Source organism: Mesorhizobium sp. M1088 (assembly GCF_040318575.1).
GTDB lineage: Bacteria > Pseudomonadota > Alphaproteobacteria > Rhizobiales > Rhizobiaceae > Mesorhizobium.
In genome coordinates this window covers 1-15,640 of sequence record NZ_JAMYMO010000034.1, presented here as the reverse complement: position 1 = coordinate 15,640, position 15,640 = coordinate 1, and the positions used below count along the sequence as shown (strand labels likewise).

14 protein-coding genes and 1 pseudogene are annotated in these 15,640 nt (G+C 62.0%); 5 read left to right on the top strand and 10 right to left on the bottom strand.

Translation table 11 applies throughout. The features are described 5' to 3' along the window. Nucleotides 1-354 precede the first annotated feature (354 nt). Nucleotides 355-2,334, bottom strand: coding sequence for a bifunctional 2',3'-cyclic-nucleotide 2'-phosphodiesterase/3'-nucleotidase (locus NKH49_RS26835; protein WP_352471831.1), 1,980 nt, complete (start codon nt 2,332-2,334; stop codon nt 355-357). 131 nt (nt 2,335-2,465) lie between these two features. Beyond that, on the bottom strand, nt 2,466-3,731 hold the full coding sequence (locus tag NKH49_RS26830; protein WP_352928673.1) for an NAD(P)/FAD-dependent oxidoreductase: 1,266 nt from the start codon (nt 3,729-3,731) through the stop codon (nt 2,466-2,468). A gap of 180 nt (nt 3,732-3,911) precedes the next feature. Here NKH49_RS26830 and NKH49_RS26825 point away from each other — a divergent pair, with 180 nt between their 5' ends. Next, nucleotides 3,912-4,568, top strand: coding sequence for a 5-formyltetrahydrofolate cyclo-ligase (locus NKH49_RS26825; protein WP_352471829.1), 657 nt, complete (start codon nt 3,912-3,914; stop codon nt 4,566-4,568). Between the two features lie 13 nt (nt 4,569-4,581). Here NKH49_RS26825 and NKH49_RS26820 read toward each other — a convergent pair whose 3' ends face one another. Beyond that, nucleotides 4,582-5,055 (bottom strand): Lrp/AsnC family transcriptional regulator, encoded by a 474-nt coding sequence (locus NKH49_RS26820; protein WP_023675099.1) that lies wholly within the window; start codon nt 5,053-5,055, stop codon nt 4,582-4,584. A 157-nt stretch (nt 5,056-5,212) separates the two neighbouring features. Here NKH49_RS26820 and ald point away from each other — a divergent pair, with 157 nt between their 5' ends. Further along, nucleotides 5,213-6,328: an alanine dehydrogenase gene (ald, locus tag NKH49_RS26815; protein ID WP_352928671.1), complete on the top strand. Its 1,116-nt coding sequence runs from the start codon at nt 5,213-5,215 to the stop codon at nt 6,326-6,328. 244 nt (nt 6,329-6,572) lie between these two features. Here the strand turns inward: ald and NKH49_RS26810 are convergent, their stop codons facing one another. The 6 genes from NKH49_RS26810 to NKH49_RS26785 form a co-directional block, all read right to left on the bottom strand. Next, nucleotides 6,573-7,040, bottom strand: a complete 468-nt coding sequence (locus NKH49_RS26810) for a DUF1203 domain-containing protein (RefSeq protein WP_352471826.1) — start codon at nt 7,038-7,040, stop codon at nt 6,573-6,575. A 77-nt stretch (nt 7,041-7,117) separates the two neighbouring features. Next, a complete protein-coding gene (dapB, locus tag NKH49_RS26805; RefSeq protein WP_352928669.1) occupies nt 7,118-7,924 on the bottom strand; it encodes a 4-hydroxy-tetrahydrodipicolinate reductase in 807 nt (268 codons plus the stop codon). A gap of 149 nt (nt 7,925-8,073) precedes the next feature. Next, nucleotides 8,074-8,637: a GNAT family N-acetyltransferase gene (locus tag NKH49_RS26800; protein ID WP_352448953.1), complete on the bottom strand. Its 564-nt coding sequence runs from the start codon at nt 8,635-8,637 to the stop codon at nt 8,074-8,076. 5 nt (nt 8,638-8,642) lie between these two features. After that, nucleotides 8,643-9,494 carry a 3-mercaptopyruvate sulfurtransferase gene (sseA, locus tag NKH49_RS26795; RefSeq protein WP_352928667.1) on the bottom strand — a complete coding sequence of 284 codons (852 nt, stop codon included), beginning with the start codon at nt 9,492-9,494 and terminating at the stop codon, nt 8,643-8,645. Nucleotides 9,495-9,529: 35 nt separating this feature from the next. After that, nucleotides 9,530-10,273 carry an alanyl-tRNA editing protein gene (locus NKH49_RS26790; protein WP_023675105.1) on the bottom strand — a complete coding sequence of 248 codons (744 nt, stop codon included), beginning with the start codon at nt 10,271-10,273 and terminating at the stop codon, nt 9,530-9,532. Further along, nucleotides 10,273-11,307, bottom strand: coding sequence for a cysteine synthase A (locus tag NKH49_RS26785; RefSeq protein ID WP_352457507.1), 1,035 nt, complete (start codon nt 11,305-11,307; stop codon nt 10,273-10,275). Before NKH49_RS26785 ends, NKH49_RS26790 begins: the two co-directional genes overlap by 1 nt. A gap of 215 nt (nt 11,308-11,522) precedes the next feature. Here NKH49_RS26785 and NKH49_RS26780 point away from each other — a divergent pair, with 215 nt between their 5' ends. Then, the gene (locus NKH49_RS26780) at nt 11,523-12,344 is read left to right on the top strand and encodes an SDR family oxidoreductase (RefSeq protein WP_352502944.1); all 822 of its coding nucleotides are present in this window, start codon (nt 11,523-11,525) and stop codon (nt 12,342-12,344) included. A 28-nt stretch (nt 12,345-12,372) separates the two neighbouring features. Continuing rightward, nucleotides 12,373-12,524 (top strand): annotated as a pseudogene (locus tag NKH49_RS26775) (alpha/beta hydrolase); the annotation flags it as partial. A gap of 102 nt (nt 12,525-12,626) precedes the next feature. Here NKH49_RS26775 and NKH49_RS26770 read toward each other — a convergent pair. Further along, nucleotides 12,627-14,045 (bottom strand): DEAD/DEAH box helicase, encoded by a 1,419-nt coding sequence (locus NKH49_RS26770; RefSeq protein WP_352928665.1) that lies wholly within the window; start codon nt 14,043-14,045, stop codon nt 12,627-12,629. Nucleotides 14,046-14,433: 388 nt separating this feature from the next. Here NKH49_RS26770 and NKH49_RS26765 point away from each other — a divergent pair. After that, the coding region (locus NKH49_RS26765; protein WP_352928663.1) for an acyl-CoA carboxylase subunit beta at nt 14,434-15,640 on the top strand (1,207 nt) is incomplete at its 3' end.

Sequence of the window (15,640 nt, the reverse complement as noted above, 5' to 3'; positions counted from 1 at the left end):
ATGGACGGTTGCAACCATAGCGATTCCAACGCTGCTGGGGACCCTTCCCCGAATTTAATGGCCTTTGTGGTCTGTCTGCTGCGATGCTTGCTGGCCAGAATGGCGCTACCGCCACAGGGCGCCTTGGAAAGATAACCCCGCTCGGCTTCGACGACCGCTTCCCGCCTCGATCGACCGACTGCCACACCATTATTCCGGCGGGATTTCGACGGACGCGCTGGATCCGGTCATGCCGCCGTCAAGCGGCGTTTCGCACCACCTGCTTGAAGAGGCCCCCTGTCTCAAACGGATTGGCCGTATCGGGGCAGTATCTTAACGCTGAGACAGTTTCGAGCCGACGTTCAAATCCTCGCCTCAAAGAGTGATGCGGTATTTTGCAAAGCCCGCTTCGCCCTCGCCCGCCGGCTCGATCTTCAGCGACTTCACTTGCGCAATAAACTCCTTCGCCTTGGCGCCGGTCTCGAATACGACGCGGGTTCCCGGCAGTGGCGCAAACGACCAGTTGGCGTCCGCCGACGGGTTGATGGTGCCTTTGCTGACGATATAGCGCACGATCACATCGCGGTTGGTGTCGGGCGCTTCGTAGATGATCTTCGAGGCATTGATCTCCGGGAAATTGCCCCCGCCGCCGGCTCGGTAGTTGTTGGTGGCGACGACGAATTTCCGCTTGGGGTCAATCGGTTTGCCGTCGAACATCAAGTCAATGATGCGGGTCGAGCCAGCATTCACCAGCCCGCCCTTCGAATCATATTTCGGTGGCTGCGACAGATCGATCTTGTATGTGACGCCGTCGATCACGTCGAAATTATAGGATGGGAAGTCAGTGTTGATGAGCGCCTGGTCGGCTTTGCCCGGTTCGATCCGGTTGAAGATGCCGGCCGACATTTCCAGCCATTCCTTCACCTCTGCCCCGGTGATTTCAACGGCGCGCACCGTGTTTGGATAGAGGTAGAGATCGGCGACGTTCTTGATGGCGATATCGCCCACCGCCACGTCGGTGTAATAGTCGGCGCCGTTGCGCCCGCCGGCCTTGAACGGTGCCGCCGCCGACAACAGCGGCATATCCTTCCACTCTGTGTTCTTCAGGATGTCCTTCAAATACCAGGTCTGCGCCTGGCTGACGATCTGCACCGATGGATCATCGGCGACCAGCGCAAAATAGGAATAGAGCGGCGCCGAGGTTTTGCCGACCGGCCGGCGCACATAGGCAAGCGTCGCCTCGTGGTCCTGTTTGAGCGCGTCGATGATGCGCTGGTCGTCCGCGACGGTCGGCTTGTTCGTTTTGTCGACCCGCTCAAAGATCGGCCTGGCCTCAGAGGTCGCCGAGACGATTTTCCACGTCGATCCGTCGCGCTCCAGCAACAGATCGATCAGCCCCATGTGCGAGCCCCAGAAGCCGGCCATGACGGCGGGCTTGCCTTGCAACGTGCCTTTCGCCGTATCGACGGCTTCCAGCGACTGAAAGTCCTTCTTGCCGGGGAAGACCAGATGCTGGTGACCGGTGAACACCGCATCGATACCTTCGACACCGGCAACGAAGAAGGAGGCGTTCTCCATCATGTCACTTTGCTTCACGTCGATGCCGGAATGGGAGAGCGCAATGACGATGTCGGCGCCTTCTTCCTTCATTTGCGGCACCCACGCCTTGGCCGCCTCGACGATGTCGCGTGTTTTGACGCTGCCCTCGAGATTTTTCAGGTCCCAGACCATGATCTGCGGCGGCACGAAGCCGATGATGCCGATCCTGATCGGTTGCTCGGCGCCCGACCCGTCTTTGATCTTCCTGTCGAGGATGACGTAAGGCTTGAGATAAAGCCTGTCGTCGCGCGGGTTCGCGGCGAGCTCCGTGCCGCGGATCAAATTCGCGCAGACAAACGGGAAATTGGCACCGGCCAGCACCTTGTCCATGAACGACAGGCCGTAGTTGAACTCGTGGTTGCCGAGCGTCGAGCATTCGTAGCCGAGCAGGTTCATGCCCTTCATGACCGGATGCAGATCGCCATCCTTCATCCCCCTCTCGTAGGCGATGTAGTCGCCCATCGGGTTACCTTGCAGAAGGTCGCCATTATCGATCAGCATCGCGTTGGTTGCTTCCTTGCGCACGGCTTCAATCAACGATGCCGTTCGCGACAGCCCCATCGTGTCGTTAGCTTTGTCGGCGTAGTAGTCGTAAGGCAGCACATTCACGTGGATGTCGGTCGTCTCCATAATCCTCAGATGCGCCTGATTGGCTTGAGCCCGGGCGGAGAACGGGTGCAGCATGATCAGCGCTCCGCTGGCGGCGACGCCGGCGAGGAAATCGCGGCGTGAGACGAGGTGGCGCAATTGGGACATTCGTTTTCTCTTTCTTCCACGACGTGACAAGTCCTGCCCGAAGCAAAGCTTCGCGCCGAAATCCAGTCGAGTCCAGAAGCCGATTCCATCAAGAGGAGGTGACGCGCCGATGAATGTCCGGCAGCGAACAATCAGCCCTTGTCGTCGTCGCCCTGCGTGATCAGCCGCGCGCTGCGCTGACCGGTGAAGTAGATCCATAGCCAACTCAGGGAAACCGCAAGCCGGTTACGAAAGCCGATCAGGAAGTAGATATGCGCCAAGCCCCATAGCCACCAGGCAAGCCGGCCGGTAAGCTTGATCCAGCCGAAATCGATGGCCGCGGCGCGCTTGCCGATCGTCGCCAGGTCGCCGTCATGCCTGTAGCTGAAAGGACGCGGTATCGTGTCACCGGTAAGCCTTGCCTTGATCGTCGCGGCGACATGCCGTCCCTGCTGCTTGGCGGCGGGCGCGACGCCCGGCACCAGCCGGCCATCCGGCCGCAGGACGTGCGCTGCGTCACCGATGACGAAAATCTCCGGGTTTCCCGGCACTCTCAAGTCGGGCTCGACAAGCACCCTGCCCGCGCGGTCCGCTGCCGCGCCGAGCCATTCGGCGGCCGGCGAAGCGGCGACGCCCGCCGCCCACAGGATTGTCCTGGCCGGCAAATGTGTGTCGCCGAAGACGACACCCTCGGCATCGCAGCGCGTAACCGCCCGGCCGAGTTCGACGGTCACGCCGAGCCGTTCGAGCGCCTTCGTTGCATAATCGGAGAGTTCGGGAGCGAAATTGGAGAGGATGCGGTCACCGGCCTCAATCAGCACCACACGCGTCTGCCGCGTGTCGATGTTGCGGAACTCGCCGCGCAGCGTGTCGTGCGCCAGCTCGGCAATGGTGCCGGCCAGTTCCACGCCGGTCGGCCCGCCGCCGACGATCGCCAGGGTCAGCAATGCCTGGCGCTGGGCGGGATCGGTTTCCCGCTCGGCCTGCTCGAAAGCCAAAAGAATACGCCGTCGAATGGTGGTGGCGTCCTCCAGCGTCTTCAGGCCAGGGGCGAACGGTTCCCATTCGTCATGGCCGAAATAGGCGTGCCGCGCGCCGGTGGCCAGCACCAGCGTGTCGTAAGCGACCGTGCCGCCGTCCTGCAGCAGCACGCGCTTGCCGGTGCGGTCGATGCCGGTAACGGTGGCGAGCAGCGTCGTCACGTCCTTGCGCCTGCGCAGAAGATGGCGGATCGGCCAGGCGACTTCGGAGGTGGCCAGCGCCGTCGTCGCCACCTGGTAGAGCAGCGGCTGAAAAAGGTGATGATTGCGCCTGTCGATCATCGTGATGCGCACCGGCGAGCCGGCTAGTGCGCGGGTGAACTCGAGGCCGCCGAAACCGGCACCTACGACGACGACGCGATGGTTGGCTGTGTTCATCTCACTCATCCCTCTCGCCAAGGCTGATGTAAGTATCGTTGTGCAGTGCAGCAATGCCTGCGCTGCAACTACCTGGGAGTCGTCGCTTGATGTCGTGAATACGCATGCTGCGGACTCGTTCCCGGATATAGCCTGCGTCCAGGATACTACTTGGTTGGAACTGTATATTGCAGGTGAAGCATGGCTAGCGATGAAGACGAAGGCTCAGCGCAGTACGCCTCGCCGCCTTGTTTTATGCACGAGCTCGATCCGGAGTTCCAAGCGCCGCTATCCGACTGGACCGACGTAAGGCGCTGGCGCAAGGCCGAGCGCGAGCGGTTGATCGCATCCCGCCTTGCCGTTTCAGCCGACACGCGCGCAGCTATGTCGCAGCGTATTGCCGAAGGGCTCGACGCGGTGATCGGCGACATCGCCGGCCGTTTGGTCAGCCTCTACTGGCCGTTTCGCGGCGAGCCGGACCTGCGCCCTTGGATGGAAACCGTTAACGCGCGAGGCGGGCGCACGGCGTTGCCCGTCGTCGTCGAGAAAGACCGGCCGCTTGTCTTTCGCGCCTATGCCCACGGAGACCGGCTGGAGAAGGGCGTCTGGAATATCCCGATACCGGCTGACGGTGATCCGGTGTTGCCCGACGTCGTCATTTCGCCGATCGTCGGCATCGATCCCGGGCAGTTCCGCTTGGGTTATGGCGGCGGCTTCTTCGATCGCACGCTTGCCGCGATGCCGTTCAAGCCGCTGGTCATCGGCGTCGGCTACGAGTTGCAGCGCATCACCACCATCTACCCGCAGCCGCACGATATTCCGATGGACCGTGTGGTGACTGAGGCATCCAAGGCCTAGGCGAGTTCGGGGCCTAGGCGAGTTCAGGCTTCATTCCCACGGCTGTGCGATCGACGATTTCGCGCAAGGCAAAGGACGAATTGATCTTCGTCACATGCGGCATTGCCGACAGCCACTCCTTGTGGATACGTTCGTAGTCGACGAGATCCTTTGCCGCTATGCGCAGGATGTAGTCATATTCGCCCGACATCAAATGGCAGGACAAGACGTTCGGGCAGCGCTTTATCGCTGCCTCGAAATCCGACAACGTCTTCTCGAATTGCCCGGACAGCGATATATGCACGATCGCCGTCATCTGGTGCCCAAGTGCAGCGTTGGACAGCCGGGCGTGATAGCCGCGGATGGTTCCGGATTTCTCCAGATTGTCCAGCCGCCGCGAGCAGGCCGACTGGGACAGGCCGACCTTCTCGGCGAGCGCTGCGTTGGGTATCCGCCCATCCTTCTGCAACGTCTCGAGAATGGCGATATCAATCCTGTCGAGCGGCATTTTTGCGGGTTCCTGCGACAATTCTAATGTTTCGCGCAACGATTATCGAACAGTGGCTTCTCAGGCAAGCGCATTCGCAAACACTTACCGAACGATTCGTGGTTCACTATCTCTAGACAGGGAACGAGCCCCAAAGGGCCTGATCAGGAGAAGAACGATGCGCATCGGCTGCCCCCGGGAAATCAAGAATCACGAATATCGCGTCGGCCTGACGCCGGGTTCGGTCCGCGAATATGTCGCGCATGGCCATGAAGTGTTGATCGAGACCGGCGCCGGCGCCGGCTTCGGCGCCGACGACAACGCGTATCGTGCCGCCGGCGCCACGATCGCCAAGACGGCAGCCGACGTTTTTGCCAAGTCCGACATGATCGTGAAGGTCAAGGAGCCGCAGCCCAACGAATGGGTTCAGCTCCGCGACGGCCAGATCCTCTATACCTATCTGCATCTTGCCCCGGATCCGGAGCAGACCAAGGGCCTGCTGGCCTCCGGCGTGACCGCGATAGCCTACGAGACCGTCACCGACGAGCGCGGCGGTCTGCCGCTCTTGGCGCCGATGTCGGAAGTTGCCGGCCGCCTGTCGATCCAGGCGGGTGCAACGGCGCTGCAAAAGGCCAATGGCGGCCGCGGGGTGCTGCTTGGCGGCGTGCCCGGCGTGCTCCCCGGCAAGGTAACCGTGCTCGGCGGCGGCGTCGTCGGCCTGCATGCTGCACGGATGGCCGCCGGCCTTGGCGCCGACGTCACCATCATTGACCGCTCGATCCCGCGCCTGCGTCAGCTCGACGACATCTTTGGCGGCCGCGTCCACACCCGCTACTCGACCGTCGAGGCGCTGGAAGAAGAATGTTTTTCGGCTGACATCGTCGTCGGCGCCGTGCTGATCCCGGGGGCAGCAGCGCCCAAGCTGGTGACGCGCGAGATGCTGTCGGGCATGAAGAAAGGCGCCGTGCTGGTCGACGTCGCCATCGACCAGGGCGGCTGCTTCGAGACCTCGCACGCCACCACCCATGCCGAGCCGACCTATGAGGTCGACGGCGTCATCCACTATTGCGTCGCCAACATGCCGGGTGCGGTGCCGGTCACCTCGGCCCACGCGCTCAATAATGCGACGCTGCATTATGGCCTGCAGCTCGCCGACAAGGGCCTCAAGGCGCTGGTAGACGACCACCATCTGCGCAACGGGCTGAACGTCCACAAGGGCAAGATCACGAATCGCGCGGTGGCCGAAGCGCTCGGTTACGAGCTGGTCGAGCCGAAGGCCGTTCTCGCCGCCTGAGCTTCCGAATCTGCCTCTCCAGTGCCCGTCGGATTCGTCCGACGGGTTTTTCTTATGTCGAAAAACTGAAAAGTGTCGGGCGCGCGGAATAACCGGACAACAAAAAAGCGGAGCCAAAGCCCCGCTTCCTCGGTTGTCGAAAATTCCCGCCGGTTCATCCGCGGTCGGCAAATCGATCGACAGTCTCTTTCTACCGCTGGTATGCGACGGGAGTACGACAGCCAAGCCGGTGCAGCCTGTCCGGTTACGCGCGGTCGATCCGGCACTGATAGCAATTGTTGCGCGCCGAGCGGATGTGGACGTAAGCGATGTCGTCGCGTTCGAACAACGTCTCTGCCCGTGCGGCAATGGCGTCGGTCGGAATGACGCCGCCGCTGCCGTAAACGATGCGGTCGTCCTTGCCATAACCGCGCACAATGTAATCGCTGCTTTCGAGCATTTCGGGAAGCATTTTCCCCTCGGCGGCGCGTTCGCATTCTTTCGCATGCAGAAAGATCGGCCCCGTTTCGGCATAAGGCTGCAGCTCCGGAAAAGGTCGATAGGCCAAAACAAGATAGGCTTCTCCCAAAGCAATATTTTTCAAGCAATGACGGCAAGGCACGCCGTCGCCATCCGAAATTTGCCGCTCTGGCTTCAAGCCATAAGCATCCGGCCCGCCGCGCTGAAGTGCCCGGACAGCATTGGTTGGCAAGGCTTTGAATTTTAGCGTCATGGCAAAATCTCCGGTGTCGTCGACCGGAAATTATGCTCGCAAGACAGCGTTTCCCACCCGATTCCTGCCGAAATGGATCAATCCATCAGCGCGTCGAGACCACGAACCAGACCTTTGATCTGCTGTACCCGTCTGATGGCGAGCAGCGTGCCCGCCACGTAAGGCGCCGCGGACGAGCCGGCGTCGTGGCGTATGGTCAGCCGCTCGTCTGGCAGACCGAACAGCGCCTCGCAGGACAGGATGTAGGACGGCAGGCGAAGCGCGTGCACTTGCACCCCCTCGCCTGCGCCGACCGCACCACCGCGTGTGGCCGGCACGCCGGAGACCTCGGAGACCGGCTTTGCCGTTGAGGCCTTGCGGATGTCGGCCAGCGCTTCAGCAAGCTCTCGTGCGGTTCCGGAGGGCGCGTCGGGCTTCTTTGCACTAGCATAATCGATGACCTCGACATCCGGCACGTATTTTGCCGCCATAAGTGCAAACCGCTTCATCAGCGTGGCGGTGATGGAAAAGTTGCCGGCGGCAACGACGCCGACGCCATTAGCGCGCGCCGCGGCGTCGATCTCGGCATAATCGGCAGCTCCCAGTCCCGACGTGCCGATCACCGTATGCCGTCCGTTGTCGATGGCGAGCAGCACATGGTCTTTCACGACAAGCGGCTTGGTGAAGTCGACCAGCACGTCCGACGGCGCCTCCAGCGCCTCGGCCAGCGAGGCCGAAACGGCAATACCATTAGCCGGCATACCAACCAGCAGACCGGAATCCTGCCCCGCGCCGCTGCGTGATACAGCCCCGGCCAGCGCCATGTCGCCCTGCGCCCCGATCGCCGGAACCAGCGCTTTGCCGACCCAGCCGGTCGCGCCGGCCATTACCACGCGTATTGCCATCGTGCGATCCTCCATCACCCATCGGTTTTTAGACGATAGCGATATGGAAAGAGCCAAGCTCATTCAAGTCGGGCTCGCCTTTGAGTGTTGATCCAGAGACTCTGGGACATTGCAAGACAAGCTGAAGCTCGGATGAACGGGCCTGAAAATCAGGGCCGCATGACGCTGGCCGCGCGCTCGGCAAAAGACATCGGATGTACGACCTCCTTTTTTTGCGCCACTGGCGTAAAGCCGAGTTTTTGATAGAGCGGCAGTGCTGCTGGGTGATCGAGGGTGCAGGTCTGCACCGTCACCCGCTTTGGCCCGTGCGACCATGCCGCGGCGATTGCCGCACCAAGGAACCAGCGGCCGATGCCTTGCCCGGTCGCGTGCTCCATCATTCCGAAATAAGCGAGTTCCACTTCCTCCGGCAAATGCGGCTTGAGGTCGAAGAAGCCGGCCGGCGCACCATCCAGATAAAGCACCCTGATGTCGCGGTCCTCGCGGTGGATGCCCGCCGCAAGCTCCTCGTCGCTCAGCCTCAGCACATTGACCCAGTGCCATTTGCGGCCCACTCGATCCATCAAATAGCGGTAGAAATGCAGCGGAATGTCTTTGGTCTTGAGCAGCGCGATCTGGCGGTTGTACGGCAGCGGCGGCGAATACGCAGGCGGCACATGCATTTCGAGAAACGTCACGGTGACGTCGATGTCTTCCAGCGATCCGTCTTCCATCCCCGTCAGTCCTTGCCCGTCACGACGGGCGTGTCGGAAAGCCCGCCCCATTCGGTCCATGAACCGTCATAAAGCCTGTTGTCGGCATGGCCAAGCGTCTCCAAAGCCAGCGTGACAGCTGCCGCGGTGACGCCCGACCCGCAGGAGGTGACGACCGGCTTCGACAGGTCGATGCCGGCTCCTTCGATCACTTTGCGCAGCCTGTCCTTCGGCAACAATTCGCCGTTTTCCGAAAGCGCCGAAAATGGCACGTTGTGCGCGCCCGGCATATGGCCGGAGCGGATGCCGGGGCGCGGCTCCGGCTCGGTGCCGGCAAAACGGCCAGGCGAGCGCGCGTCGGCGATCTGGCTCTCCCCCGTCTCGACGATCCGGCGCATGTCGGCAAGGCTGGCGACGCGGGCGGCATCGAAGTTGGCATAAAAAACGCAAGGCGCGATCTTCGTCGGCTCCTCCGTCACCGGCCGTCCGGCGGCTTTCCAACGATCGAACCCGCCGTCGAGTATATAGACCTGGAACACGCCCATGACGCGAAACAACCACCAGGCGCGCGGTGCAGAAAAGAACCCTGGCCCGTCATAGACAACAATCGTGTCATCGGCCGAAATACCCATCGCGCCGACATATTGCGCGAAATGCTGCGGCGACGGCAGCGTGTGCGGCAGAGCCGCGTCGGGGTCCGAAACCGCATCCTGGTCGAGGAAGCGGGCGCCTGGAATATGCGCTACGTCGTACTCGGCGCGCGCGTCACGCTTTTGCGCCGGCAGATACCAGGACGCGTCGACAATCGTCAGGCCGGGTTCGCCGAGCCGCTTCTGTAACCAATCGGCATCGATGGTGAAAGGACTGTCGTCGGCCATCTTTTCTCTCCTGTCCCGCCCGTCGCAGTCCTATATCAGGCTGGCGGCATAGGACCAAAGCGAATGCGGAAGCGCCGGTTCTCGCGGCCCTTCTTCTCGATCTTGCCGATATGGATCTCGCCGATTTCGCTGGTGCTCTTTACATGGGTGCCGCCGCAAGGCTGGCTGTCGATCGAAGCGTTCTCGCCGATGCAGACCAATCGGATCCTTCCCGTGCCGGCCGGGGGCCGCACATTCTTGGATTTCACCAAGCCCGGATTGGATGCCAGTTCCTCGTCGGAAATGAGCCGGGTGAAGATCGGGTGGTCGGCTCGCACCAGTTCCATCAGTCTGGCCGTCACGTCTTCCTTGGTAAAGCCGGCATCCGGGATGTCGAAATCGATACGGCTGTCGTCCTCGGAAACCGCGGCGCCGGTGATCGGGAACGGACAGACGACGGTAAGCAGGTGGCAGGCAGAATGCATGCGCATCAGCAACTGCCGCCGCGGCCAGTCGATGGCGAGCCTCATGCGCTCGCCCACCTTTGGAACTGCCTGCTCCGGCGCCGGCACATGGATGATCTCGTCCTTGGTTTCGCCGGTGATCGTAGCGGCAATCGCTATGCCGGTGCCGTCGGCGCGTTCGAGGCTGCCGGTGTCGCCCGGCTGCCCGCCCGATGTGGCGTAAAACACCGTCCGGTCCAGAATGATGCCGCCGCGATCATTGACTGCGACGACGGTGGCGTCGGCCGTCCCCAGATAGGCGTCGTCACGAAACAGCGCTTCGGTCTTGTGCGCCATCACGCAACCCTTTCGAACGGTACTGAAATCGTGCTCTGTTGCTCCATCCACCCCGGCACCGGCAGCTTCTTTTCGCGCAGGAATTCAGGATTGAACAGCTTCGACTGGTAGCGCGTGCCGTAGTCGCAAAGCATGGTCACGATAGTGTGGCCGGGGCCTAGCTCGCGCGCCAGGCGAATGGCGCCGGCAATGTTGATGCCCGTCGAACCGCCAACGCAAAGCCCCTCCTCCTGGATCAGGTCGAATACGATCGGCAGCGCGTCCTCGTCGGGGATCTGGAAGGCAAAATCGGGTGTAAAGCCTTGGAGGTTGGCGGTGATCCGCCCCTGCCCGATGCCTTCGGTGATCGAACTGCCCTCGGATTTCAGCTCGCCGCTGGTGTAGAAGGAATAGAGCGCTGCCCCCAGCGGATCGGCCAGCGCGATCTTGACCTGGTTGTTTTTGGCCTTCAGCCCGAAACCGACGCCTGCCAGAGTGCCGCCGGAACCGACCGCCGACACGAAACCATCCACCTTGCCGTCGGTCTGGTTCCAGATTTCTTCGGCCGTGGTGCGGATATGGCCGTCACGGTTGGCGACATTGTCGAACTGGTTGGCCCAGATCGCGCCGTTCGGCTCGCTCTTCGCCATCTGCTCGGCCAGCCGGCCCGACAGCTTCACGTAGTTGTTCGGGTTCTTGTAAGGCACGGCGGGCACTTCGATCAACTCGGCGCCGAGCAGTTTGATCGTATCCTTCTTCTCCTGGCTCTGGGTGTCGGGAATGACGATCACCGTGCGGTAGCCGAGCGCCTTGGCAACCAGTGTCAATCCGATGCCGGTATTTCCGGCCGTCCCCTCGACGATGACTCCGCCGGGCCGCAGCAGCCTGCGCTGCTCCGCATCGCGGATGATAAACAGGCCGGCGCGGTCCTTTACCGACTGCCCGGGATTCATGAATTCGGCCTTGCCCAGGATCTCGCAGCCGGTTGCTTCCGAGGCCTTGTTGAGGCGGATCAGGGGCGTGTTGCCGATCACGTCGATCACAGAACGGGGCATGGAGATTCCTTTGTGGGTGCGGCGAAACCCTAGAAACCCGAAGCTTCGGTTTCAAGGCAAGAATTTGCCTGGTCCAGTCGCATTTCGCACACTGCAATTCCTGCAGCCAGGCGCGCCCGATCGGTATTCATTTCAACCATGTACCGAAAAGCACTCTTTTCATTCGATTTCTTCACCGGTAGAGCACAGGCTAAGAAGAGCCGGCGGGGCGCAACATGACACTCTATCGGGCCAATCCGAAGCATGGCGTCGCCTGGATTACGGGCGGCAGCAGCGGTATCGGCCGTTCGCTGGCCAAGGATCTTGCCGCTCGGGGCTATGTCGTCGCGGTGACTGCGCCAGATGACCATCCGATCGATACGCTCATCGTCGAAACGGCGCAGATGGCGGGCCGTGTCGCAGCCTTTCCCTGCGACGTGACCGACGAAAAACGCATGGCAAAGACGGTTGCGGCGATCGAGAAAGATCTCGGTCCGATCGTGTTGGCAGTGTTCAACGCGGGAAGCTATATCGCAACGCCGGGCGAGGATCTTGTGGCGCGCAATTTCCGTCGGTCTTTCGAAGTCAATTATTTTGGCATCATCAACGGCCTGCTGCCGGTCATCGAACGCATGCGCGTGCGCTCGCGCGGCCACGTCGTGCTGATCGGTTCGGTCACCGCCTATTTCGGCTGGCCCACCACCGCCGCCTATGGCGGCACCAAGGCGGCGGTCAATATCCTGGCCGAGTCGCTGAAATACGATTTCGACAAGATGAACGTCCGCATCCAGGTGATTAATCCGGGCTTTGTCGACACGCGGCTGACCGAAAAGAACTTCCTGCCGATGCCGGGCTTGATGCCGGTCAATCTGGCCTCGCGCCGCATCGCGCAAGGCATCGAATACGGCGGCTTCGAAGTCACTTTCCCACGCCGCCTGAGTTGGACGCTGAAGTTGCTCAGGATGCTGCCGAGGCCGTTCTGCCGATGGGTGATCAGCACGGTCACCCGCTGGAATGCGCGGCCATTGAATTTCGACCGCAAGCCGCCAGTCGAGTAGGATCGGTGATGGGCGAGCGATCGTGTTTGCGGGTCGCTGGGGCGCCGCACATGAATTGGTGCCGGTCGACGATACCGGAGACCCGGACAACCACGTCATTGCCGGCGACGCGCTGTCGCATCGACCACGGCTTTCCTCGCGCAGCGGATCGTCGTGTCGATCGAGGCGGTGGTAAGGTGACCCAAAGGCCCCCAAGCAAGAGGGCGACCGAAGCATCGCTCCGGTCGCCCTCTTCAATCGTGTGTGACCAAGCCAGGCTTGGCCGACCGCAACACGGTCAGATTATGCGGCCCGCGCTGCTGGCCGCTTGCCGCCGAAGCGGCGCTTGTTATTGCCCTTGAAGGGCTTGGCGCCTTCCGGCTTGCGCTCGCCCGCAAAGGCCGGCTTGTCGCCGAACCGCTTCTTGCCGAAGCCGTTGTTTGCGCCGCCGGGCCGCCTGCCGTCGCGACGGCCATTGTGGTCGTTGCGATCATTGGCCGGTTCGAAGCTGCGCTCGTTCTTCTCGGCGGGATTGCGCTGCGGATCGGGGCTGCCGAGATGGTCGGCAACGATCGGCAGCTTGGTGCGGATGATGCGCTCGACCTGACGCAGCTTGCTGTTTTCAGACGGGTCGCAGAGTGTGATGGCGATGCCGTCCATGCCGTTGCGGCCGGTGCGGCCGATCCGGTGGACATAGCTCTCCGCCTCGTCCGGCAGGTCGAAATTCACCACATGGCTGATGCCGGGCACGTCGATGCCGCGTGCCGCAATGTCGGTCGCCACGAGAATGCGCACCGAACCCTCACGGAAATCGTTGAGTGCCTTCTGACGGGCATTCTGCGACTTGTTGCCGTGGATGACAGCGGCCTTGAAGCCGTCGCGCTCGAGATCCTTGGTCACCCTGTCGGCGCCATGCTTGGTGCGCGAGAAGATGATGACGGACTTCATCGCCTCACCGGCAAGCATGTTGGCCAGCACCTGGCGCTTCTGCTTGGTGCGGGCAAAGACGACACCCTGCACGATTTCGGCTGCCGCGGTGCTGTGAGGAGCGACTTCGACGCGGATCGGGTTCTTCAGCAGGCCTTTCGCCAGTTCGGCGATCTCGGCCGGCATAGTCGCCGAGAACAGCACCGTCTGACGGTCCGGCGCCGTTGCCTTGGCGATGCGCTTCACGTCGTTGATGAAGCCCATGTCGAGCATGCGGTCGCCTTCGTCGAGCACCAGCCATTTGGTGTCGGCAAGCATCAGGTCGCCTTCACGCACAAGGTCGGTCAGCCGACCGGGCGTTGCGATCAGGATGTCGACGCCGGGCGCAACCTTCTTCACCTGGCTGAAGCGCGAGACGCCGCCCAGCACGAGCGCGGTCGATACATGCGCGCCCTTGGCGAGCAGCTTGATCATCTCCTCGATCTGCACCGCGAGTTCACGTGTCGGCGCCAGGATCAGCGCGCGGGCCGTCTTCGGCCGGCGCTTGGTGCCAAGCGCGATGATCTTCGACAGGATCGGCAGCGCGAACGCCGCCGTCTTGCCCGAGCCGGTCTGGGCGATGCCGAAAATGTCGCGGCCTTCGAGCTGCGGCGGGATCGCCTGGGCCTGGATCGGCTTCGGATCGGTAAAGCCGGCGGCATTGGTGGCCTTGAGCAGTGCGCCGGTAATTCCAAGTGCGGCGAAACCGTTCAGTTCCCCAGTGTCCTTACCGGTCAAAGTGTTTTCATTGGTCAAAATATTCTTCTTTCATGCGGCTCCTGGCCGCAAACATCAATGGGCGGCAGGGCGCAACCTGCCGTCGAAAATTGTCATGAAACGACAAGGCGGGCGGACATTATCGTCCGCACGGCTGCGCTGTCGTGCCCGCAGGCATCATGCCACGGGGCTTTTTCGCCACCTTGCCGATCTGTCGGGAAGAGGGAAAACAGACGCAACCAGTCTCATTCGTCGAGAAGGCCGGATTATCCCGGCCCAAGCGCCTATGCCGCCGCATATGGCCCAGTTCCCATCGAAATGCAAGGGGCCCGATGCTGCAGCGCAGCAAAAGCCATGAGGAAGCGGCGCTTGCGCTCTCTCGCGGGCATGATTACCACAATGCAGCTTTCCGTTTCGGGGACCCGTCATGAAGGACGTGCTGAAGGAACTCGAGCGCCGCCGCGAGATCGCCCGCATGGGCGGCGGCCAGGCCCGCATCGACGCCCAGCACAAGAAGGGCAAGCTGACCGCCCGCGAACGCATAGACGTCTTTCTCGACGAGGGCTCGTTCGAGGAGTTCGACATGTATGTCGAGCACCGCTCGACCGATTTCGGCATGGAGAAAACCAAGATCGCCGGCGACGGCGTCGTTACCGGCTGGGGCACCGTCAACGGTCGCCCGGTCTATCTTTTCGCCAAGGATTTCACCGTGTTCGGCGGCTCGCTGTCCGAGGCGCATGCCGAAAAGGTGGTGAAGGTGCAGGAGATGGCACTGCGCAATCGCGCGCCGATCATCGGCCTCTATGACGCCGGCGGCGCCCGCATCCAGGAAGGCGTGGCAGCCCTCGGCGGCTACGCCGAGATCTTCCAACGCAATGTACTTGCCTCCGGCGTCATTCCGCAGATTTCACTGATCATGGGCCCTTGCGCCGGCGGCGACGTCTATTCGCCGGCGATGACCGACTTCATCTTCATGATCCGCGACACCTCCTACATGTTCGTCACCGGGCCGGATGTAGTGAAGACCGTCACCGACGAGACGGTCACCGCCGAAAGCCTCGGCGGCGCTTCCGTCCACACGACGAAGTCCTCAATCGCCGACGGAGCCTACGACAATGACGTCGAGGCGCTGCTGCAGATGCGCCGGCTGGTCGATCTGCTGCCCGCATCCAACACGGCGGAAATTCCCGAGATCGAATGCTACCAATCGGTCACCGATCACGATCTGTCGCTCGACAGGCTGATCCCCGACAACGCCAACAAACCCTACGACATCAAAGAGTTGATCCTTAAAGTTGCCGACGAGGGTGACTTCTTCGAGATCCAGCAGAATTTTGCGAAAAACATCGTCACCGGCTTCGGCCGTATCGAGGGCCGCAGCGTCGGCTTCGTCGCCAACCAGCCGATGGTGCTGGCCGGCGTGCTCGATTCGGATGCCAGCCGCAAGGCGGCTCGTTTCGTGCGCTTCTGCGACTGCTTCGCGATCCCGATCGTCACCTTCGTCGACGTGCCGGGCGTACATCCCCGCACCCCCCAGGAAATTTGCGGGGTTATAAAGCACCGCGCCAAGCTTATGTTAACCTATGCCCAAGCGACCCGGCCCAAAAAAACCCTGAACACCAAAAACGCCGATT

What these genes read in the sequence shown, in the direction of transcription:
- NKH49_RS26835 (WP_352471831.1), bottom strand. Translation starts at nt 2,334, where the DNA reads ATGTCCCAATTGCGCCACCTCGTCTCACGCCGCGATTTCCTCGCCGGC.
- NKH49_RS26830 (WP_352928673.1), bottom strand. Translation starts at nt 3,731, where the DNA reads ATGAACACAGCCAACCATCGCGTCGTCGTCGTAGGTGCCGGTTTCGGC.
- NKH49_RS26825 (WP_352471829.1), top strand. Translation starts at nt 3,912, where the DNA reads ATGGCTAGCGATGAAGACGAAGGCTCAGCGCAGTACGCCTCGCCGCCT.
- NKH49_RS26820 (WP_023675099.1), bottom strand. Translation starts at nt 5,055, where the DNA reads ATGCCGCTCGACAGGATTGATATCGCCATTCTCGAGACGTTGCAGAAG.
- ald (WP_352928671.1), top strand. Translation starts at nt 5,213, where the DNA reads ATGCGCATCGGCTGCCCCCGGGAAATCAAGAATCACGAATATCGCGTC.
- NKH49_RS26810 (WP_352471826.1), bottom strand. Translation starts at nt 7,040, where the DNA reads ATGACGCTAAAATTCAAAGCCTTGCCAACCAATGCTGTCCGGGCACTT.
- dapB (WP_352928669.1), bottom strand. Translation starts at nt 7,924, where the DNA reads ATGGCAATACGCGTGGTAATGGCCGGCGCGACCGGCTGGGTCGGCAAA.
- NKH49_RS26800 (WP_352448953.1), bottom strand. Translation starts at nt 8,637, where the DNA reads ATGGAAGACGGATCGCTGGAAGACATCGACGTCACCGTGACGTTTCTC.
- sseA (WP_352928667.1), bottom strand. Translation starts at nt 9,494, where the DNA reads ATGGCCGACGACAGTCCTTTCACCATCGATGCCGATTGGTTACAGAAG.
- NKH49_RS26790 (WP_023675105.1), bottom strand. Translation starts at nt 10,273, where the DNA reads ATGGCGCACAAGACCGAAGCGCTGTTTCGTGACGACGCCTATCTGGGG.
- NKH49_RS26785 (WP_352457507.1), bottom strand. Translation starts at nt 11,307, where the DNA reads ATGCCCCGTTCTGTGATCGACGTGATCGGCAACACGCCCCTGATCCGC.
- NKH49_RS26780 (WP_352502944.1), top strand. Translation starts at nt 11,523, where the DNA reads ATGACACTCTATCGGGCCAATCCGAAGCATGGCGTCGCCTGGATTACG.